We start from the raw sequence: 18,880 nt of genomic DNA, 5'->3' as shown, positions 1-18,880 counted from the left end.
TAAAAGTAATTTCTTGCTGACTTATGAAGTCAGTAAAATATGATCAAAAAAGAATTGATGCATTTTAATAAGTGGAAAGAAGGTAGCATGTTAATTTACAAAGTAAATTTAATTGATGATGCATTATATTGCGTCATTTCGGACGTCTAATTCTAATTGGGTCTTTCCTGAGATGCGATGCATTTTCTGCAAACAGACTTCGGACAATTCACGCAGCACTGAGCATATTTTGCCCGAGTCACTCGGCAATCGCAGCCATACGCTGCCACCTGGAATCGTTTGTGGTGGATGTAACAACTACTTCGCCCGAAAGATTGAAAAGCCCGTCTTGGACACCGGCCATTTCCGTTCTCTACGCTTTCAGCAGGCGATACCCAACAAGAAGGGGAACGTTCCCTCTCAGAAAGCGATACTCCGGCCCAATGTCATCGTAGAACTGGTTCGAGAGGAGGACGGTTCTACTGTTGTCCGGGTGCCAACTGAGCATTGGGATTCGGTGGCCAGTATGGGCGCTGGCGAGTTGATGTTTCCTACCGACCGACCCCGCCCAGACGACCACTTGATGAGTCGGTTTCTTGCGAAGGTTGCTTTAGAGGCGATGGCCTTCCAGCTACTCGCCGCCAACCATCCCCTCGACCCCATGATTGACGAGTCACAGCTTGATCCTCTGCGCGATTGGGATCCGGCCAACATTGGCTTTTTCATCAGCGTGTCATCTACGACGCCAACCACAAACACACCGATGAGTCTGGTCAGTCTTTTCAGTGTCTCAACGAGTTCGACTTCTTTGGCACTGAGCAGGGAGAACTTTACTTTTGTCTAGCCGTTTTCGGTGTCGAATACACACTCAATGTCGCTGGCTCCGCGCTCGACGGCTATTCTGAGTGGCTACAACAGCATGACCAAGCATCTCCACTCTATACACCCAAACGGACCTAACTATGCGCGGTAGCCGGTAGGATGTGCCGACCCAAGGAGGCACATCAATCGGAAAAATGGTGCAATGCTCTGCGGTTATTGCACCCTACTCGTGACGGTGGCGATGATAATGGCGGTACAGGCGGTTATACCCACCGGACTGTCGGATAATAACGAGACAATTTTCATCTAAACAATTGCTTGCAGTACTAACATTTTTATAGCGTACAATCATTGCCATGAAAAATATTTCCATTGCCGACATTCTTCAATTACCGGTGCAGGAGCGCATCCGCCTCGTTGAGCTCATTTGGGATAGCGTTGCGGCCGTACCGGAAGCCGTTGAAATATCACCCGAGCTAAAAGCCGAACTGGAGGCTCGTTTGGCGGAATTCGAGGAAAATCCGGATGCCGGGTTTTCCTGGGAGCAAGTCAAATTGCACCTGAATGATGGTTCATGGCGTTCCGTTTGAAATTTTCCGCGCGGGTAGTGCGGGAAATTGGTGAAGCTCGCACCTGGTATGAAACGCAACACCCCGGGCTAGGCGAAGAGTTTATCGCTGCTATTGAGCTACAACTAAAACGCCTGGAACAAGCCCCCTTGCTTTATGCAGAAGTCATCCCCAAAGTGCATCGCGCGCTCCTTCCTCGCTTTCCTTATGGTTTGTTTTATGTCGTGCGCCATGACTTGATATATGTTTTGGCCGTTTTGCACGATGCTCGCAATCCCAGTCATTGGCCAAGAGCACGGTAACCCGGTAGGATGTGCCGACTGCAAGGAGGTACATCAATCAGCTGATGACTCTCACTCTTCACAGACAGTTAAATCAAATAATCGGTCTTGATTCGATATGCATAACTCCCTACACTCTTATGCATTGCAGGAGGAAACATCATGAGAACTACGTTAGATTTACCCGAACAGCTGCTGAGCGAAGCAATGCGCGTCACTCAAGCTGAAACTAAAACGGCGGTGATCGTGTTGGCTTTGGAGGAATTAGTGCGGAGAGCAAAAATTGCCGAGTTGAAGCAATTCAAAGGGAAGATCGAGTTGGATATCGATCTTGATAGCATTCGAGCACGCCGGTAATGTTGGTGCTGGTCGATACATCGGTTTGGATCGATTATTTCCGATCCGGTAATCAATCGGCCGAATTGGATGTTCTGATTGACCTAAACGTTATCGTAACCAATGACTTGATTCTGGCTGAATTGATTCCTTTCTTGAAACTGAAGGGCCAAGTCAAGGTCATCAAGCTATTGAACGAAATTAAACAAATGCCTTTGAAAATTGATTGGGGCGATATTATTGAATCGCAATGGTTGTGCTTAAAATCCGGATCAAACGGCATCGGTATTCCCGATCTCATCATTGCGCAAAATGCAAAAGAAAATGGCTGCGACGTATTTTCACTCGACAAGCACTTCCTGATGTTGAGCCAAATCCTTGGCGTTAAACTCTATCAAACGCAAAATCTATAACCCTAATTCTCTTTAATTTTCAGTCACGAAGGATTTTCAACTAGCACCGCATAGATATTCTACTCATACTCTGGTAACTCACCCTCCACCAGTCGAACCCAATACGCCGCGCCGAGCGGCAGAATGTCATCGTTAAAATCGTAGTTCGGGTTATGCAATAGACAACTACCTTGCGAGTTGCCGTTGCCGATCCAGATGTAACAGCCCGGTTTTTGTTGCAGCATGAAAGCGAAGTCTTCGGCACCCATACTGGGGGTTGGTGCGATATTGACGCATTGCTCGCCGACGACAGCGGTAGCAGCGCGGATGGCGCTGGCGGTTTCATCTTGGCTGTTGATGGTAACCGGATAACCCGGGTTTTCGGGGTTAAACAGGATGTCGGCGTGAAGTCTGAAACCTTGCACGATACTCTCGGCCACATGACGAATTGCATTTTCCAATTGTTCGCGCACGGCATTTTTAAAGCTGCGGAAGGTTCCTCGTACCACTGCGGAATCTGGCAGAGCGTTCCAGGTATTGCCGCCGTGAATTTGCGTAACACTGACCACGGCTGCATCGGCTGGATCGATCTGGCGGCTGACGATGGTTTGCAATTGTGTGACCAGATAGGCGGCGGCAACCAGCACATCGTTACCGGAATGCGGCATCGCGGCATGAGTGGCCTGACCGCTGAGCGTGATTTCGAAGCAATCGAACGATGCCATCATCGGGCCGGGCCTGACGGCGAAATGCCCGGCCGGAACATCGGGAAAATTATGCATGCCGAATACCCGTTGCGCCGGGAATTGCTCAAACAATCCGTCGTTGATCATTTGATGAGCACCGGCCCGGCATTCTTCCGCCGGTTGAAAAATGAAATACACCGTCCCCTCAAAGCGCCCCTGACTGGCGAGATAATGAGCCGCACCAAGCAGCATGGCGCTATGACCATCATGGCCGCAGGCGTGCATCCTTGCCGGGATGACGAGACGCATAGTCGAACTGATTTTGCTCCTGGATAAATAAAGCATCCATATCGGCGCGCAGCGCGATACTGTTGGTGCTGTTGGTGCTATTGCCACGACGCAAGACACCGATCACGCCGGTTCCAGCAAAACCCTGATGAACTTCGATGCCGGCCCGGCGTAACTGCTCGGCAATCAACTGGGCGGTTGCAGATTCTTCGAAGGCGATTTCCGGATATTGATGGATATGTCTGCGCCAGCGTCGCATTTGCGCATGCAACGCGAGAATGCCGGGAGCGATGGTCATGGTCATTCTGGAGCTATTTGTTATCAAATCCTGCGGAGCATACAGCATAAAACCAGAGCCTCAAATACCGATGATACCGACGCTCCAATGAGAAGAAGGGATGAGCGGATGCCTACACGATCACCCCGCCCTTTTTGCCGCTGAGTTGCTATTCGCCGGAATCACTGCCGCTGCGCAATCAACGTCCGCTCAACACTACATAGCGCGACACGTCATTTTCGCGCACCAATAACAGAATCTTACCGGAAACGCTCTTTACAGCTTGGTTGAACTCAGCAGCCGTATTGACCTTTTTGCGGTTCGCTTCCAGTATCACGCTGCCACGATTGATATCCGCCATTGCGGCAATCGAACCGGAAGCTACTTCCGTCACCAGAACGCCTTCGTTCGCCTTCACATCCAGTTGCCGGGCCAGCTCGGGCGTAATCGTCTGTACCGTCAAACCAAGCTTTTCAGCGAATTGCGCCGGTTCTTGCGCAACCGCTGCAGCTTTACTGTCGGTCATTTTTTCGACTTTGACGGTGATCGTGCGCGGCTTTCCATCGCGGAAAATTTCAAACTTGATCTGGCTGCCCGGTTGCACGAGCGCTATTTGATTGCGGAAATCGCCGACATCGCCGGCAGACCGGCCTTGATAACTCAGAATCACGTCACCCGCTTTCAGGCCCGCTTTCGCGGCCGGAGAGTTTTTGGTCACCTGAGCGATCAAGATACCTTGCTCATTCTTGAGATCGAACGATTTGGCAAGATCGGGCGTCAGCGGTTGGATCATGATGCCAAGATAACCGCGCACCACTTCGCCTTGTTCGATCAGTTGGCTGGCTATACGCTCCACGAGATTGATCGGAATAGCGAAACCGATGCCCATATAACCGCCACTACGGCTAAAAATGGCCGTATTCATGCCAATCACTTCGCCATCCAGGTTCGCCAGCGGACCGCCGGAATTTCCCGGATTGATCGCCGCATCGGTCTGGATGAAGTCTTCATAATCGCTGATACCGAGCGTGGTTCTGCCTTTGGCGCTGACGACGCCGACTGTCAGCGTATGACTCAAACCAAAAGGATTACCAATGGCCACCACCCATTCACCCACTTCCAGCTGGTCATAATCGCCCAACCGCACGGCCGGCATGCCACGGGCATCGATCTCGATCACGGCAATATCCGATTTCGGATCAGTGCCTTTGATTTTTGCGTCAAACTCACGCCCGTCATAGAACTTGACGCGAATTTTGCCGGCACCCTCAACCACATGATTGTTGGTGAGAATATAAGTTTTGTTGACGAGTTTCTTATCTCTGGGCTGAAAAACGAACCCGGAACCTTGCCCCATCGCGGGACGTTGATCGCCAGGCGCATTGAAGCGGGGAAAATCAGGGAATTTATCGCCAAAAAAACGCTTCAATAAATCATCGCCGAATGGCCATTCTCCTTCGCCGAAAGGAAGTCCAAGCGGATTCTGCTGCTTGCCGCGCTTCACTTCATCCTCGACTTGGATCAGAACGACCGAAGGAGATACTTTACGTGCGACATTCGCAAACGCTTTGCTGGTCTGGCGCAGACTTTCCACGCCATCCTCCTGCGCCAATACCGGAATCGGCATCAACAGCATGACCGCCAGTATAAAAAATTTCCGGAAACTCAACATGTTTTGCTCCTGTGATTAACAAAAAATGCCCGCGCCCAATGCCCCATCAGGAAAAAGTATCTGGGGATTGAATGCACGAATACAAGTACTGAAGACGCTTGAGCCTATTTCCCATTGCGAACTTTAATCTGATACCATTTTTTGTATTTTTTATGTCAGGATCTATCCATGATTATCGTCATCTCCCCTGCAAAGACATTGGATTTCGAAACACCGCCGATCACCGAAAAACACACGCATCCGGATTTTCTCGATGATTCTGCCGAATTGATCGATGCATTGAGAAAACTGGAACCCGATCAGATCGGCAAGCTGATGTCGATCAGCCCCAAACTCGCGTTGCTGAATTCAAACCGTTATTTTGCCTGGCAGCGGCCATTCACGCCAAAGAATGCCAAACAAGCCATTCTGGCTTTCAAGGGCGATGTCTACACCGGCCTGGATGCCGAGACGATGACGCCAGCCGAATTATCGTTTGCGCAAGAGCATCTGCGCATCCTGTCCGGCTTATATGGTGTTCTGCGGCCACTTGATCTGATGCAGCCCTACCGGCTGGAAATGGGCACGCAATTCAAGAATTCGCGCGGCAACAACCTCTATGAATTCTGGGACAGCATCATCACCGATGCGCTCAATCAGGCACTGAAAAAGCAAAAAGACGATACCCTCATTAATTTGGCGTCGAATGAATACTTTCATGCCGTCCAACCCGCCAAACTCAACGCCCGCATTATCACGCCCGTTTTCAAGGATGAGAAGAACGGCGTTTACAAAATCATCAGTTTTTTTGCCAAGAAAGCCCGCGGCATGATGAGTCGTTACATCATCCATCATCGATTGACCGATCCCGAAGCGATAAAGCATTTTGATGTCGCCGGTTACCGCTTCAGCGCGGCCGATAGCGACTCGAATGCGTGGGTCTTCATCCGCACAGAATCAAAACAGGGCTAACTGATGCATATCTTTGATCCAATCGCGCTGGCAAAACATTATGTCGCATTATCGAACGCGCACGATCTCGCCCTCATCAAGGTTTTATTCGACACAGAAGCTACTTATCACTCCGAATTTTTTGGCGAATACCGCAGCGTTGACGCCATCCACGCCATGATGATCGAATTCTTCGGCCGTTTTTCGGATGCGCACTGGGAAGTATCGCAATACCGCAATATTGGCAATGACGGCGCCGAGTTCACTTTTATCATGACCGGCACCAACGCGTCCACTGGCAAACGCATTGAACGGCATGGGTTGGAACAAATATTTTTCACGCCCAACGGATTGATCAAGCATATTGCCGTGTGCAAGCCGGAAAGTTAGTGGAACGACAATGATTTGACTACATGAGTAAATCGCTTCGTTATGAGGTACTTCCCCGCCTATCTTATTGATGGATCCCTATTGCTTCGTTCTGTGCGCCTTTCGCTCCATTTCGCTCACCGAATTGATCAGCAATTCCTCAGGAAAATGGAGGAAAAATGCTTGTGCTCGGACATGCAATTTTTTTATTCTCTAAAAATAGCCATATAGTCTACAAAAACGAATGCGCGGTTACGGCTTTGCCCTGCTGCTTTTTGCGAAATTCCCTGCGCGCACATCTGAGCAAGCAGATCATTCGTCGCTTGTAGCTGATATCACCTATTCCTGGACGGTTCCGACGCTTACGCGTGGACTGCATGAACTACGCATGCAGCAAGCATTGCGCGCTCGTGCGCGACGTTAAAACTTGATTGCACATCCTGTTCCAGTTTTATTTTCATAACGATGATCATGGATAAAGCATCTACTTCATGAGTCTAACGTAAAGAACGTAATTATTCTAAACGGATGTGTCGAATCGTGAAAAAATAGGCGGTTCGGTCATTTAGAAATTTTCACATTTACCGCATCTTCCCCAAGCTATGCCTCATTCCCCGATCAAAACCATTCGTATCCAAGAAAATCCGCATGACGCCAGCCTTTCTCCCGCTCAGAAGAAATTCAATCACTTGATCGAGAAAATTGAAATGCAGAAAACATTGCTGGCCAGTTGGCACGAATCGATCCCGCAATATCAGCAGGAATTTGTACGAAAGCTGATGCCGCTACATGATACGTTCCGCGAACATCAGGTTGAAATGGTGGAGATGCTGGATGATTTATACACTCATGAACAATTCTCGACGATTCAATACGAAAAAATTTCTTACCTGATCACCAGCCTGTGCGAAGAACTGATACATCAGGGACGGCATGATTTAAAACCGCTATATGATTATCACAGCGGGCGGGATTTAGATGAGACCGCTCAGAACGACGAAACACTGCTGCAATCCTCTTTGAAACAACACACAGACGTTGAGTTCGAGGATGATGAATGTAATTTTTCCGATCCTGACGCGGCAGCGGAAAAAAGACATACCGATCAGGAATCACGGTCAAAGCGTAAAAAATCTGCCAGACAACTAAGCAAGGAAGCAAGTGACAAAGAGGAAGAAACAAATACCTCGAAAATGATACAAGCCATTTACCGGCAACTGGTCGCCGCCTTGCATCCTGACCGCGAGTTCGATCCGGCCGAGCGCGAGCGCAAAACCGAGCTCATGCAGAAAGTCACGGTAGCCTATGGAGAAAAGGATCTGGCGCAATTGCTGGAAATGCAGTTCAGCATCGAACCGGTCAATCAGCACACCATTCGGACTATCGCAGATGATCGCTTGAAATATTACAATGCGTTTCTGCAACGGCAATTGGACGAATTTCGGCAAGAAGTGATGCAGGTCGAGCAACAAGTCAGAGACATGCTCGGCCTTTCGCGACATGAACCGTTGTCGCCTAAACGATTATTTGCATTGTTGAATGAAGATACCCGAGCGCTGCGCAGTCAAATCAACCGCATTCAGCACGACCTGATGCTCTTCAATGATCTGAAACAATTCAAGTCATGGCTCAAAGGCTACCGGATTCCACACTCAGAATTTGATCAATTTTTTTAAGATCTGTCAGCATTTGGGTTTGCCTCATACATAGGCGAGACGCTCATTTATCCGACATAACGGTGCTATTTTTCTATGAGAACGCTCTTTGGCGAAAATATTCAGCTACGTTCTTTTTTGAGAGTAGATTTGTGGATTTCCCTAATAATTTCCTTAAGCTCGCATTGAATAGTCTGAAACATTGCCTTACTGAGCAGTTAACGCTATCCTGCAAAGAATTTTAATCATTTTTTGAACAGTAAGGGCATCATGACACAGGACGAACAAAAACGCGCAGTTGCTGCAGCCGCAATACAGCATATTCCCATGGGATGTATCGTTGGCGTCGGTACAGGTTCAACTGCAAATTACTTTATTGATGAACTCGCCAAAATCAAGCACAAAATCGAAGGTGCTGTGGCCAGTTCCGATGCTACTGCGAAACGCCTTCAAGGACATGGCATCGAAGTACATGATCTCAATAACGTAGTGGATCTTCCCGTGTATGTGGATGGTGCCGATGAAATTACCGAGCATTTGCACATGATTAAGGGCGGCGGCGGTGCCTTGACGCGGGAAAAAATCGTTGCCGCAGTCGCACGAAAGTTCATTTGCATCACCGATCGGAGCAAGCTGGTGAACGTTTTGGGCAATTTTCCACTGCCCATTGAAGTCATACCGATGGCGCGCAGTTATGTGGCGCGCGAGATCGTCTTGTTGGGCGGGCAGCCTGCGCTGCGTCAAGGTTTCGTCACGGATAACGGCAATGTGATTCTCGATGTGCATGGCTTACAAATTCTGAACCCGGTTGAGCTCGAAGCGACGCTCAATCAAATGACCGGCATTGTGACCAATGGGCTTTTTGCCCGCCGATCGGCTAATACGCTGTTGTTAGGAACCGATAACGGCGTAAAAACGTTCACTATTTGAACGGAATTTTCTTCGACGCAGGTGTTCGAAATATTCCCGCATTCACCTCTTCACCAACTTACCAACACAAGGCAAAACATGGCAAATAAAGAACATATTTCCAAGCAGTTTGATGCTGATCTTGAAGAAGTGCGCACCCGTGTTCTGCAGATGGGCGGATTTGTCGAAGAGCAGATTGAATATGCTGTGGAAGCCTTGACCACCGGCAATGAAGAATTGATTAATCAGGTCATTACACGAGATCACCGGGTCAATGCGATGGAAGTGTCGATCGATGAGATCTGTAATCAGATCATTGCGCGGCGGCAACCGACTGCGAGCGATTTACGCATGATCATGATGGTGATCAAGACCATTACCGATCTGGAACGAATCGGAGACGAAGCTGCAAAAATTGCCCGCATGGCGAAATTGATTTATGCCACAGACCGTATGCACATTCCTCGTTTTAACGAGGTCAAGCATGTTGCCAGCATTGCCACCGATATGCTGCATAAAGCACTGGATTCATTTGCACGGCTTGATTTGAACGCGGCTGCTCAAATTGTGCGCCAGGACGAGTTCGTCGATGAAGAATTCCGTTCCATCCTGCGACAACTGATCACCTTCATGATGGAAGATCCGAGAAAAATCTCCACTTGTCTCGAAATCCTATTTGTCGCTAAAGCCATTGAGCGCATTGGCGATCATGCCAAAAATATGTCGGAATATGTCGTGTATATGGTGAAAGGCAAGGATGTTCGCCATGTCACAGCCGACCAGATCGAGCAGGAAATCAAGGAATAACGAGGAATAAACCGAGAGTGTCGAATGTCAAGGAAGTTTGCAAAGCAGCCAACGGCAGTGAAAAATTGAATTGAAATTACGTCCGAATCATCGATTCCAGCAGCTCGCCACATCGCCTCCCGCTCCTTGGAGGCCGGTATTGCTGAGTGTCAGCGTACCGCAGGGATCTCCTGCCATAGTCCCGGTGGGTACTGCTTGAAGCACGAAGGTATTATTTGGATCTGCCACGGGTTGCCGTGAAATATTATATTGCGCCGCACCCGTTCTAGGCGATTGCGTATTAGGCAACACAACCATAACCCCATCATCTGGTGTGTTCGGACGAGCATCTGCTCCGACTGAAGCATCGTATTGGCTATTCTGACTATAGAACCGTTCCAAGAATTGCGCATTTTCGTAAAGCAATGCTTTTGCACCAGCGCGGTTATTCTGCCGCGTATAATCCTGATAGGATGGAACAGCAACCGCTGCAATAATGCCGACGATGGCGACCGTGATCATTAATTCAATCAGCGTAAAACCAACCGATTGACGTGAAAAAGTTTGCAATCTCATTTTGGTGACCATTTCTCTGGTTCTCATTAATATTCCCATTTTCCATTGTCTCATTTTTAAATGAGTCTAGGGCATAAATTCCCGCCACGTGATTCTGCCCCGTAGACCAGCCGCGCCTTTAGTCATGAGCGTTTGAAACGTTCTATCATCACCTGTAAGACCTACCACATTATCACTAACTGCAGAAATAGCAGAATCGGTGATAGATGTCCCACCCCCTATCGAAAATCCTATTTCGATACCAGCCGACAATCCATCTTCTAAAGATAATACTCTGTTTCTTGTATGATCGAAGGTAGGAAAAAACAGCATTCCTCCCGAATAGTAATCAAGTATATTTAAAAATCCTCTACCACCAAAATCACAGGGCGAAGCTGATGGAACAATCGTGGTAAAAAACAAAATGCCATCATTAGCGCTCGGAACAGCGGTAATCCGTTCCCCGCTTAACGGTAAATTGAGATACCACCCTTTGATCGTCGCAGAATAAGGAACTTGGTGCTGTGTCGCCGTCCTGGTTGCTCCATCTGTCATGGTTTGTTGAATCAACATAGACTGTGTTATTGTCGCAGCAGTGTTTAAATCCCAAAGGCCATAGATAGTCTGCGTGCTTGTATCCGTAGTATCCGCGGTTTCTAAATACTTACCCGTCCCAAACATGATCTGCTGTCCTCTTTTGGGATGAAATGTAACCGCAGGAGGAGAAATAATGGGCTTGGCTGTACCTGCGACAAACAAGGGCAATCCACTCAGTGCCACTTTCCAATTGCTGGGTGTGGAGGAGCTGACATCAAATTTCCACAGATTACCCTTAAAATCCCCTGCGTAGATGACATCGGCCAAACCATTGCCGTTTGAATCAAACGGCGTAGGCGTCGATAAGCCATTACCTGTGCCTGCATCCGCGACCACCTTGATGTAATCTGTTCCCAGCGTCCAACTGCCGTCCTCGCCACTTGTAACGAATAATATGTACAGCACTGCCTTGCCATTCGCACTGTTATAACCGTTACCAACTACTACGGCCCATTTTCCATTTTCCATTTTAACGATCTGCCGGGCCTGTCCCGTAAAGGAATTGATGTGAGGAAGATTGTAGCTGTAGCCCATATCGCTATCATCAGCGTTCGAGAATTCCCATAACAACAGGCTGGCTGCGTTCGCTTCGGAAAATACCGGCTCAGATTTAGCCGCATCTTTCGGATTGGTCACGTTGAGAGCATAGTAGCCCTGGCCGCCGCCATTCAAGCCCCCCACCAGTATTGTCCGCCAGCTTGAAGTGCTACTGGAATAGACATCCGCCACCATCGGGGTGCCATCGGTTAAATAACGATGACTGGTGTTATAGTCTTTGTCGGTAACCCTGCTTAAGTTTGCATACACTTGGCTCGGTATATAAGCCAGTAATTCTTTACCCGCATCTGCAGTCGTGCACCCTGGGGTTACGCCGACAATGCAAGCATTGAAGCCGTGAAGCATGCCATCATTTGAGCCAACATAAACCATCGGCGTGCGATCCGCATAGTTGGTTTTAAATGTCTTGTAACCAGGATGATCGACATCGGAATAGCCCGCGCCCGGCTTCCCGACAAAAGTTGGACTGGAATTTACGATATCTCCTAACTTACTAATATTCCTGACACGAAATTTATTGATTGTCGTCGAACTTGCACAAGCAAATGTTCCACTGGTAGCTTCCTGGCTAGCGCTTCCGCGCAGATAAGCAATTCTTTCCAAGCCACAATTATCCACTACTCCGGCCGCATTCTTGTCAACAAAAGTCTTCTGATTGGTTGTTAAGTTTGCATACTGAAAAGCGACCCCATCACTGCCGCCTTTAGTAATCATCACTCGGGAAGCTGGGTTAATAGTGCTGGGTGAAAGAGAAACCGTAGCGGCATTCCACTCAGGTGCTCCAACCACACCCGATGCATTTATGGGAATGGATAATAACTGTCCGCTCCAGTCGCCACTATTGAATTTTGCTTGATAAATGCGCCCATTCGTCGTTAATGAACTTGAACTAGTAGCCACCCCAGAAGCAGATCCTGTCCGCGCCACAATGGCTGTCAATGCATTGGTGAGTGCATTCGAGAACGCAGCAGGATCCGAGGCGCTAAAAAAGCTTCCTCTGCTGTTAACCGCAGCGTGCCATAAATCATCAATTTTTCTTGCATCGGTTGTGGTTGGATCCGGCCAAGACTGAGCGCCGGACGGTAATTCAGTTAACGTGCCGGTTACCCCGAGACCCACTGTAAAATTCACTAAGTGCTGCCAGAACGCCGGATCATGCGGATTGGTAGGAACTTTATTCTGTAGATCTGTGCGTAAATCATTTTTCCAATACTGCATGGCAGCATCTGCAAGCGTATCGCTATAGGCATCGGAATAGGGCAACATTGGCGTATAGGTATACGTCGCCGGAGAAGCCGGCGATGAATGATTGGTAATGCTGGAACCCGATTGATTATCTGAGTTATCCAAGCCGGACACTGCTCCCTCAGTCCAGTAACCATCGGTCATGAGAATATTGTAGTTTTGACGACATTCATGCTGGGTACCACCTGTCGAACCGGGCGTTTGTCCCCAAGGGCCTTTGTCATCAGTCCGCTTGAAATATTCACCCACTGCAATCATCGCTTGGCGTAAAGGTGTACCTGCCGCTGGAATATCATGATCATAGAGATTGGTGAAGAAATTGGTTCTATCTGTGCCAATAAATTGCCTGACGCCACGCTTTACTACCGTTGTTGCCACACCATCCACGGTCGTTGATCCTTTATTAATAGCCGCAAACCCAACACGCATAGTGTTCCCTTGAGCGGAAAAGGCCCTGCCGATACCTGCGCGCGCCAACAAAATGCGCGATCGATAATAGGTATACCAATTGGCAAAATTCTGAATTTCTTCGTTATAAGTACAGGTTGGGGCTGCTGCGCAATCTGAACGATTGCCCCCCCCGTTATAGCTCGAAGTAGACGACTTGATCTCAACTTGTGTATAGCTCGTTGCATCATCAATATTGCCGCTGTTGTTATATTGGAAATAAACCGCTGGATAAAAGGTTTTAGTCTCATCATCCAAATTTCCACTTTTCTCCAGCCACTCAACCCTTTTTGAATTATTGCTGGTTAAATTACGACAACCGGCGCCTGTGTTCAGAGGATTATGATATGCGCAAGTTGGGTCGGCATTACTCATCAGCGACCCATCCGCATTGCTCCACGGAAGATATCTGACCGCCGGATTATAATAAATCTTGTTGACATGACTGGAACGTAATGATGCTGCATATTTGCTGGTAGGATCAAAATCGACCACATAGTTATTGTAATCCGCCCCTCCATAAACACTATCTGCATGGGGAAACATGAAGCGAGCATCTTTCCGAATCAATTCTTCAGGCATGATTTCGAAGTGCATCGACCCTGAATCATCGAGGGTAAACATCACGTTTGGAGAAATATTTCCACCCAAAAACAGCGGGCTGTTTGATAACGGCGGCGCCGCATGAATTTCACCCGGCCAATTGATGGATAAACTGACGATAATGATATTCAGCGTAATAGTATGGCGGAACAATGTTGTTTTCATGATGAACCCATCCTTCTATTTCGAACGTTCTTATGGTCTAAACACTTCCTGCAACCACACCACGGTGCCAGCTTTCACACCTTGCGCACGCACTGTGATGCGGTAATAAAATCGCAAACTGCCACCGGGTGGTATTTTTTGGATGCCTTCTATGAGGTAAGTAGGAAGAGGCACACCGGCAGGCAATTCCGGTGCCGTATAGTCTACGCCGTCAGTCCTGAATACAGTTCCTTCAGCGTAACTGAACGGACAGAGAGGTGTGCAATAGGTCGTCGTAGCAGAAACGAGAGGCGCTGCCACTCCAGCGCCATAGTAACAAAGCCCTGAAGTACACGTGGTATCAAACTCTTCTATGCCCTCCACGGCTTTGGGATTGTTCGTGGTTGGATCATTGTCGCGGATATGCTGCTCAGCATACCGCAAGGCCATTTCTGCTGCTTGCATGGCGATCATTCGATCGCGCATATTGCCAGACATGCGCTCTTCGATGGTAGCCATCTTTGCGACCGTAATACCCAGCAAAGTTAGAATCATCAAAAAAATTAAGCCCGTGACAAACGCAGCACCGCGTTGTTTCAGGAATAAATTGTGCTGAGTACTCATGGCAGGAAATTGATACGGTTACGCAAATTGAAAGTCGCGGTAAACGTGCGTCTGAGCCGCCGATCCGCAGCATTTGCAATCGGTGTATTGTTGCAATCCAGATAGTTCGTCTCCGCAGGGACAATATTCGTCTTATCGGAACGGATCTGCACACAGACGCGGGCAGTCAGAACCTGGTTCCAATCGGCAGGGACGGCGACATAGCGATCAACCGACTGATCTGCATCGTTATCGATGCCATAGACGATCTGCAAATCCTCAACATTTTCCAACAATACATTTCCTATCGGTGCACCCGCTGGCGCTGCAGGCACACCAGGTGGAGGAGAATTAACGCCTTGGCATTGCAGCTCGGCATTAACCGCATCCAGATTAAAAAAATTCTGGATAATGCTGCCAGCAACAGTTACGCCAGTGCCCTCACAATTCTGATCACCCACCGCCCCCTCATGCTGCACAGTCAGTGTATCCGCCACGCCCGCGCCGCCGTTTGTTCCGCTGATTGCCGTGCCTTCAAAAGCAACCTTGAAATCATCGAATGGAACTTCAACATGACCCGCTTGCTTGAGACTGCGTCCGATAATCTCAAGCGCGAAACGTCCACTCTCCTGAATGCGTGCGTTATCTTCCTGTTCGCGAAAGCTTTGCCGGCTGCTGACAAAGACGGTACTAATCACGAGTAGCAACATCAAACCCAGTGTCATGGAAATCATCAGTTCTATCAACGTAAAGCCGCATTGGGCTTTCAAATTTGAATCCGCAGGTTCAGTCCTTAATTGGGCATAAAAGATCATTGACGTAGCTTTCATGGCGCAAACCTGGTTACGAAACATCGGGTATTTGCAGGCACTCCGTCTGGACATGTCAAATCAGCTTCGTTCATGCCTTTTTCTATCCATCTGAGCGTAATTTGGTAGCCGGCGGCCACAGTTCCATCAACGGTACCAACACCCGCTGGCAGCAATTGAGCATTAGTGGCATTCCACTGTGCATGATCGTACGTGGCAATCTGTGTTTCGCTGCACGCATTCGCCACACAATCGACACTGTTGGGGGTATTTGCCGCCAAAGCATCATAGGCGCCGGCAATGAGGCCTGCCCGATTGGCGCGCATGCGATCGGCAATATCTTCGGTCTGCTTGCTGGCTACTGAACGGTAATGCGCAATATTGTTACTGCGCGCGCTTGAAATGATCAGTGCCGCCATCCCCAGCAGTCCAAACGACACGATTAAAATCGTGATCAGCACTTCCATCAAACTGAAGCCATGCTGCCTTGTTATCAGATGATGATTTACGAGCATGTTCCAGTACCTGTCTCAGCGCGAATGCGACCTTGGTTATTCAGAACGATGACTTTGGAATAGGAGGCGCCACGGCTATCGCATAAGTTAAATCTGCCATTTGACCCCATCGAAAAACCATTAGCTGTAAATGTAATTCTATCTTGGGTACCTGAAAGGCTACTCCCTCCAGTAAGTGCTGCACCGACCTGCAGAATTTCTTCACCAGCCTCAACAGCAGCATTTCCATTCGGATTGGTAAATACGATCCAACCATTTGACCAGACGGTGCCCCCTGTGCAGTTTGTACCGTCACTGCTCGGACAGAGGGTCACGCGATTGCTGCGCTTGATCGCTTCACTCTTGGTTAACGCTATTGCTGAATGAAAACTATTGCTCTGCGTAACCAATAGGCTATCCTGGACGAACCCGCGATAATTGGGCACGCCCACCGATAACACGATGATGGCTACGCTTAATGTCACCATAAGCTCAATCAGCGTAAATCCATTTTGATCAACTATCCTAGTGCTTTGCTTCATTCTCATCGCCATAATGCGCAACAATTATTTTCACTTTGAACATCATTTTTCAATTGAAGGAGTCCAAGGATTAACGGTCAGTCAGTGCATTAACTTTAATGAGCCGTCCGCGTCTCACCTTTCAAATGCCCATCAAATCAGAGATCAACGTTCTCATAGGTTACAATTCATCCTGCCAGTTAACTCATCATTTTTTACAATAAGCAATAGATCATCGTTTTCATGAAACAGGATGTCATCGTCATTGGTGCGGGAATCATTGGGTTGGCGACTGCAGAGCAACTATTGTTGCAGGGTGCAAAAGTCACGATACTGGAACGCAATACAGCCGGACAGGAATCTTCGTGGGCGGGAGGTGGTATTTTGTCTCCGCTGTGTCCCTGGGATTATTCGGATGAGGTCACACAGCTCACCAGTTACAGCGCCAGCTTATTTCCCACTTGGTGCTCGGTTCTGCATCAGGAGACGGGTATCGATCCCGAATATGACGTATCCGGGATGCTGATATTGCCACCTTTTGATCAAAAGGCTGCCTTGCTGTGGTGTTCGAGACGGGAAGTTAAAATTAAATGCTGTGCAACCCCGGCATTAGAAAGCAATAATATCAATGTTGAGGGTTTATTGTTGCCGGATATCGCGCAGGTTCGCAACCCTCGATTGCTGCAGGCATTACGACAACGGATCATGCAGTTAGGGGGAAATCTCATCGAACATTGCGCAGTCACTGACGTCAAGTTTATGGCTCGTCGGGCTCAATCGAGCATTTCATCGTATGGAGAATTTTTTGCTGATCACTTCGTAATTTGTGCCGGTGCCTGGAGCCCGGAAATATTAAAGAACCACGCGCCCGAACTGAATATCAGGCCGATCAAGGGACAGATGTTATTGTTCAAGTTTGAGCAGCCGCCGTTACCAAAAATCCTCGTCCAGAATGGCGTGTACCTCATACCACGCCGGGACGGTCATCTATTGGTGGGTAGTACGCTGGAAGATGTTGGATTTGATAAACGGACGACAGTATCCGCGCGAGAGTGTTTATTAGCCCGAGCCTATCCTATTCTTCCCGCTTTGCGGACTATGCCGATTATTCAGCAGTGGTCAGGGTTGCGTCCGGCTTCGATCGACAATGTGCCGACCATTGGCAAGCATCCCATTATTACTAACGTATTGATCAACGCCGGCCATTTTCGCTATGGTGTCACCATGGCGCCAGCCAGTGCGAAAATTTTGGTCAATGAAATTACTGGAGCAAAACAACCCTTGGATATTGCCCCCTACCAGGTTGGGAGTCATTCAGCAGTTTTTCGGGACTTTCTTAAGCCCTAGGCAATGGGAACACCACTGACTCAACCACACCGCTCAGCTCTTCTATCGTTACATCTTCACCGATTTGCTCGGCTCCAATCTGTTTGAGGCGCGAGATGACTTGCTGTACCAGAATTTCTGGCGCTGAAGCACCCGCAGTAATTCCAATGTTTTTCTTTCCAATGAACCATTCTTCCTGCAACTGTTCCGCACGATCTACCATATAAGCTTCCACGTTGGCGTTTCTTGCGACTTCACATAACCGATTCGAATTCGAGCTATTGGGCGAACCGACTACAATCACTAAATCGCACTGATCCACCATTTTCTTCACCGCATCCTGGCGGTTTTGCGTTGCATAGCAAATATCATCCTTTTTAGGGCCCGTGATCATGGGAAAGCGTCGCTTGAGTGCATCCACGATCCGTGCGGCATCATCGACCGATAACGTGGTCTGTGTGACATACGCCAGATTCGTTTCATCCTTAACTTTCAGAGCATCCACATCCTGTTCGGTTTCCACCAGATACATTCCCTTATCGTCGCCTTCGATTTGACCCATCGTCCCTTCAACTTCAGGATGGCCTTGATGGCCGATCATGATGATCTCCTTACCATCCTTGCGCATTTTGGCTACTTCAACATGAACTTTGGTGACCAGCGGGCAAGTTGCGTCAAAAACCTTCAATTTGCGGTCGGCTGCTTCCCGGCGCACTGCGTGCGATACCCCATGCGCACTAAATATCAGAATGCTGTCTTGCGGTACTTCATCCAGATTTTCAACGAATACCGCACCTTTTTTTTCCAGATTCTCGACGACAAAACGATTGTGCACGACTTCATGGCGTACATAAATGGGCGCCCCGTGCATCGTCAGGGCTCGTTCTACAATTTCAATCGCGCGGTCCACACCGGCGCAGAAACCTCTAGGGTTTGAAAGCAATACTTTGATCATCGTGTTTTCTCCAATAACTATCTTTTGCTTAGCGCAATTCGTAAATGGTCGTTCTGTAGATAATTGATTCCC

23 protein-coding genes are annotated in these 18,880 nt (G+C 48.5%); 13 read left to right on the top strand and 10 right to left on the bottom strand.

Annotated elements, in window-relative coordinates; all coding sequences use genetic code 11:
• The first annotated feature begins 115 nt into the window (after positions 1–115).
• From ABF87_RS01100 to ABF87_RS01080, 6 genes are all read left to right on the top strand, one after another.
• Positions 116–823, top strand: a complete 708-nt coding sequence (locus ABF87_RS01100) for an HNH endonuclease (RefSeq protein ID WP_160827274.1) — start codon at positions 116–118, stop codon at positions 821–823.
• Positions 824–960: 137 nt separating this feature from the next.
• Positions 961–1,089 carry a hypothetical protein gene (locus ABF87_RS15200; RefSeq protein ID WP_275689392.1) on the top strand — a complete coding sequence of 43 codons (129 nt, stop codon included), beginning with the start codon at positions 961–963 and terminating at the stop codon, positions 1,087–1,089.
• Positions 1,090–1,157: 68 nt separating this feature from the next.
• A complete protein-coding gene (locus ABF87_RS01095; protein WP_160827273.1) occupies positions 1,158–1,391 on the top strand; it encodes an addiction module protein in 234 nt (77 codons plus the stop codon).
• Positions 1,376–1,672 (top strand): type II toxin-antitoxin system RelE/ParE family toxin, encoded by a 297-nt coding sequence (locus tag ABF87_RS01090; protein WP_160827272.1) that lies wholly within the window; start codon positions 1,376–1,378, stop codon positions 1,670–1,672. Before ABF87_RS01095 ends, ABF87_RS01090 begins: the two co-directional genes overlap by 16 nt.
• Positions 1,673–1,813: 141 nt before the next feature.
• A complete protein-coding gene (locus tag ABF87_RS01085) occupies positions 1,814–2,008 on the top strand; it encodes a type II toxin-antitoxin system VapB family antitoxin (RefSeq protein ID WP_160827271.1) in 195 nt (64 codons plus the stop codon).
• Positions 2,008–2,400 carry a PIN domain-containing protein gene (locus ABF87_RS01080; RefSeq protein ID WP_205012639.1) on the top strand — a complete coding sequence of 131 codons (393 nt, stop codon included), beginning with the start codon at positions 2,008–2,010 and terminating at the stop codon, positions 2,398–2,400. The genes ABF87_RS01085 and ABF87_RS01080 overlap by 1 nt, the downstream gene beginning before the upstream one ends.
• 59 nt (positions 2,401–2,459) lie before the next feature.
• Here ABF87_RS01080 and ABF87_RS01075 read toward each other — a convergent pair whose 3' ends face one another.
• The 3 genes from ABF87_RS01075 to ABF87_RS01070 all read right to left on the bottom strand — a co-directional run bounded on the left by ABF87_RS01075 (position 2,460) and on the right by ABF87_RS01070 (position 5,302).
• A complete protein-coding gene (locus ABF87_RS01075) occupies positions 2,460–3,374 on the bottom strand; it encodes an amidohydrolase (protein WP_240143455.1) in 915 nt (304 codons plus the stop codon).
• Positions 3,331–3,651 carry a hypothetical protein gene (locus tag ABF87_RS14860; RefSeq protein WP_240143454.1) on the bottom strand — a complete coding sequence of 107 codons (321 nt, stop codon included), beginning with the start codon at positions 3,649–3,651 and terminating at the stop codon, positions 3,331–3,333. The genes ABF87_RS01075 and ABF87_RS14860 overlap by 44 nt, the downstream gene beginning before the upstream one ends.
• A gap of 178 nt (positions 3,652–3,829) precedes the next feature.
• On the bottom strand, positions 3,830–5,302 hold the full coding sequence (locus ABF87_RS01070; RefSeq protein ID WP_160827270.1) for a DegQ family serine endoprotease: 1,473 nt from the start codon (positions 5,300–5,302) through the stop codon (positions 3,830–3,832).
• A gap of 168 nt (positions 5,303–5,470) precedes the next feature.
• Between ABF87_RS01070 and yaaA the strand changes: the two genes are divergently transcribed.
• The 6 genes from yaaA to phoU all read left to right on the top strand — a co-directional run bounded on the left by yaaA (position 5,471) and on the right by phoU (position 9,972).
• Positions 5,471–6,253 carry a peroxide stress protein YaaA gene (gene yaaA, locus ABF87_RS01065; RefSeq protein WP_160827269.1) on the top strand — a complete coding sequence of 261 codons (783 nt, stop codon included), beginning with the start codon at positions 5,471–5,473 and terminating at the stop codon, positions 6,251–6,253.
• A 3-nt stretch (positions 6,254–6,256) separates the two neighbouring features.
• Complete coding sequence (locus ABF87_RS01060) at positions 6,257–6,622, top strand: nuclear transport factor 2 family protein (RefSeq protein ID WP_160827268.1); 366 nt, start codon at positions 6,257–6,259, stop codon at positions 6,620–6,622.
• 223 nt (positions 6,623–6,845) lie between these two features.
• A complete protein-coding gene (locus ABF87_RS01055) occupies positions 6,846–7,025 on the top strand; it encodes a hypothetical protein (RefSeq protein ID WP_160827267.1) in 180 nt (59 codons plus the stop codon).
• A 178-nt stretch (positions 7,026–7,203) separates the two neighbouring features.
• Entirely contained in the window at positions 7,204–8,277 is a 1,074-nt protein-coding gene (locus ABF87_RS01050; protein ID WP_160827266.1) for a molecular chaperone DnaJ, read from the top strand.
• 249 nt (positions 8,278–8,526) lie between these two features.
• Positions 8,527–9,186 carry a ribose-5-phosphate isomerase RpiA gene (gene rpiA, locus ABF87_RS01045; RefSeq protein WP_164503098.1) on the top strand — a complete coding sequence of 220 codons (660 nt, stop codon included), beginning with the start codon at positions 8,527–8,529 and terminating at the stop codon, positions 9,184–9,186.
• 78 nt (positions 9,187–9,264) lie between these two features.
• The gene (gene phoU / locus ABF87_RS01040) at positions 9,265–9,972 is read left to right on the top strand and encodes a phosphate signaling complex protein PhoU (protein ID WP_160827265.1); all 708 of its coding nucleotides are present in this window, start codon (positions 9,265–9,267) and stop codon (positions 9,970–9,972) included.
• Between the two features lie 87 nt (positions 9,973–10,059).
• Here phoU and ABF87_RS01035 read toward each other — a convergent pair whose 3' ends face one another.
• From ABF87_RS01035 to ABF87_RS01010, 6 genes are read right to left on the bottom strand one after another with little or no spacing between them, the layout of a single operon-like run.
• A complete protein-coding gene (locus ABF87_RS01035; protein WP_275689391.1) occupies positions 10,060–10,539 on the bottom strand; it encodes a type IV pilin protein in 480 nt (159 codons plus the stop codon).
• Positions 10,540–10,593: 54 nt separating this feature from the next.
• A complete protein-coding gene (locus ABF87_RS01030) occupies positions 10,594–14,121 on the bottom strand; it encodes a PilC/PilY family type IV pilus protein (RefSeq protein ID WP_160827264.1) in 3,528 nt (1,175 codons plus the stop codon).
• A 30-nt stretch (positions 14,122–14,151) separates the two neighbouring features.
• Entirely contained in the window at positions 14,152–14,724 is a 573-nt protein-coding gene (locus ABF87_RS01025; RefSeq protein ID WP_160827263.1) for a PilX N-terminal domain-containing pilus assembly protein, read from the bottom strand.
• A complete protein-coding gene (locus ABF87_RS01020; RefSeq protein WP_240143453.1) occupies positions 14,721–15,533 on the bottom strand; it encodes a PilW family protein in 813 nt (270 codons plus the stop codon). The genes ABF87_RS01025 and ABF87_RS01020 overlap by 4 nt, the downstream gene beginning before the upstream one ends.
• The gene (gene pilV / locus ABF87_RS01015) at positions 15,530–16,027 is read right to left on the bottom strand and encodes a type IV pilus modification protein PilV (protein ID WP_160827262.1); all 498 of its coding nucleotides are present in this window, start codon (positions 16,025–16,027) and stop codon (positions 15,530–15,532) included. Before pilV ends, ABF87_RS01020 begins: the two co-directional genes overlap by 4 nt.
• Entirely contained in the window at positions 16,018–16,548 is a 531-nt protein-coding gene (locus ABF87_RS01010) for a GspH/FimT family pseudopilin (RefSeq protein ID WP_160827261.1), read from the bottom strand. The genes pilV and ABF87_RS01010 overlap by 10 nt, the downstream gene beginning before the upstream one ends.
• Positions 16,549–16,770: 222 nt before the next feature.
• Between ABF87_RS01010 and thiO the strand changes: the two genes are divergently transcribed.
• On the top strand, positions 16,771–17,874 hold the full coding sequence (gene thiO, locus ABF87_RS01005) for a glycine oxidase ThiO (RefSeq protein WP_160827260.1): 1,104 nt from the start codon (positions 16,771–16,773) through the stop codon (positions 17,872–17,874).
• On the opposite strand, the gene ispH is transcribed toward thiO, so the two are convergent.
• Entirely contained in the window at positions 17,864–18,808 is a 945-nt protein-coding gene (ispH, locus tag ABF87_RS01000; RefSeq protein ID WP_160827259.1) for a 4-hydroxy-3-methylbut-2-enyl diphosphate reductase, read from the bottom strand. The genes thiO and ispH overlap by 11 nt on opposite strands.
• Between the last annotated feature and the right edge of the window lie 72 nt (positions 18,809–18,880).

This window comes from Nitrosomonas sp. JL21 (genome assembly GCF_009833095.1).
GTDB lineage: Bacteria > Pseudomonadota > Gammaproteobacteria > Burkholderiales > Nitrosomonadaceae > Nitrosomonas.
Note: the sequence above shows the minus strand (reverse complement) of the source record. Positions and strands in the feature narration are given on the sequence as shown.

What these genes read in the sequence shown, in the direction of transcription:
- ABF87_RS01055 (WP_160827267.1), top strand. Translation starts at nt 6,846, where the DNA reads ATGCGCGGTTACGGCTTTGCCCTGCTGCTTTTTGCGAAATTCCCTGCG.
- ABF87_RS01020 (WP_240143453.1), bottom strand. Translation starts at nt 15,533, where the DNA reads ATGAAAGCTACGTCAATGATCTTTTATGCCCAATTAAGGACTGAACCT.
- phoU (WP_160827265.1), top strand. Translation starts at nt 9,265, where the DNA reads ATGGCAAATAAAGAACATATTTCCAAGCAGTTTGATGCTGATCTTGAA.
- ABF87_RS01010 (WP_160827261.1), bottom strand. Translation starts at nt 16,548, where the DNA reads ATGAAGCAAAGCACTAGGATAGTTGATCAAAATGGATTTACGCTGATT.
- ABF87_RS01075 (WP_240143455.1), bottom strand. Translation starts at nt 3,374, where the DNA reads ATGCGTCTCGTCATCCCGGCAAGGATGCACGCCTGCGGCCATGATGGT.
- ispH (WP_160827259.1), bottom strand. Translation starts at nt 18,808, where the DNA reads ATGATCAAAGTATTGCTTTCAAACCCTAGAGGTTTCTGCGCCGGTGTG.
- ABF87_RS01060 (WP_160827268.1), top strand. Translation starts at nt 6,257, where the DNA reads ATGCATATCTTTGATCCAATCGCGCTGGCAAAACATTATGTCGCATTA.
- ABF87_RS01080 (WP_205012639.1), top strand. Translation starts at nt 2,008, where the DNA reads ATGTTGGTGCTGGTCGATACATCGGTTTGGATCGATTATTTCCGATCC.
- ABF87_RS01070 (WP_160827270.1), bottom strand. Translation starts at nt 5,302, where the DNA reads ATGTTGAGTTTCCGGAAATTTTTTATACTGGCGGTCATGCTGTTGATG.
- ABF87_RS01050 (WP_160827266.1), top strand. Translation starts at nt 7,204, where the DNA reads ATGCCTCATTCCCCGATCAAAACCATTCGTATCCAAGAAAATCCGCAT.
- yaaA (WP_160827269.1), top strand. Translation starts at nt 5,471, where the DNA reads ATGATTATCGTCATCTCCCCTGCAAAGACATTGGATTTCGAAACACCG.
- ABF87_RS01090 (WP_160827272.1), top strand. Translation starts at nt 1,376, where the DNA reads ATGGCGTTCCGTTTGAAATTTTCCGCGCGGGTAGTGCGGGAAATTGGT.
- rpiA (WP_164503098.1), top strand. Translation starts at nt 8,527, where the DNA reads ATGACACAGGACGAACAAAAACGCGCAGTTGCTGCAGCCGCAATACAG.
- ABF87_RS01095 (WP_160827273.1), top strand. Translation starts at nt 1,158, where the DNA reads ATGAAAAATATTTCCATTGCCGACATTCTTCAATTACCGGTGCAGGAG.
- ABF87_RS01035 (WP_275689391.1), bottom strand. Translation starts at nt 10,539, where the DNA reads ATGGTCACCAAAATGAGATTGCAAACTTTTTCACGTCAATCGGTTGGT.
- ABF87_RS15200 (WP_275689392.1), top strand. Translation starts at nt 961, where the DNA reads ATGTGCCGACCCAAGGAGGCACATCAATCGGAAAAATGGTGCAATGCT.
- ABF87_RS14860 (WP_240143454.1), bottom strand. Translation starts at nt 3,651, where the DNA reads ATGACCATCGCTCCCGGCATTCTCGCGTTGCATGCGCAAATGCGACGC.
- ABF87_RS01025 (WP_160827263.1), bottom strand. Translation starts at nt 14,724, where the DNA reads ATGAGTACTCAGCACAATTTATTCCTGAAACAACGCGGTGCTGCGTTT.
- thiO (WP_160827260.1), top strand. Translation starts at nt 16,771, where the DNA reads ATGAAACAGGATGTCATCGTCATTGGTGCGGGAATCATTGGGTTGGCG.
- ABF87_RS01030 (WP_160827264.1), bottom strand. Translation starts at nt 14,121, where the DNA reads ATGAAAACAACATTGTTCCGCCATACTATTACGCTGAATATCATTATC.
- pilV (WP_160827262.1), bottom strand. Translation starts at nt 16,027, where the DNA reads ATGCTCGTAAATCATCATCTGATAACAAGGCAGCATGGCTTCAGTTTG.
- ABF87_RS01100 (WP_160827274.1), top strand. Translation starts at nt 116, where the DNA reads ATGATGCATTATATTGCGTCATTTCGGACGTCTAATTCTAATTGGGTC.
- ABF87_RS01085 (WP_160827271.1), top strand. Translation starts at nt 1,814, where the DNA reads ATGAGAACTACGTTAGATTTACCCGAACAGCTGCTGAGCGAAGCAATG.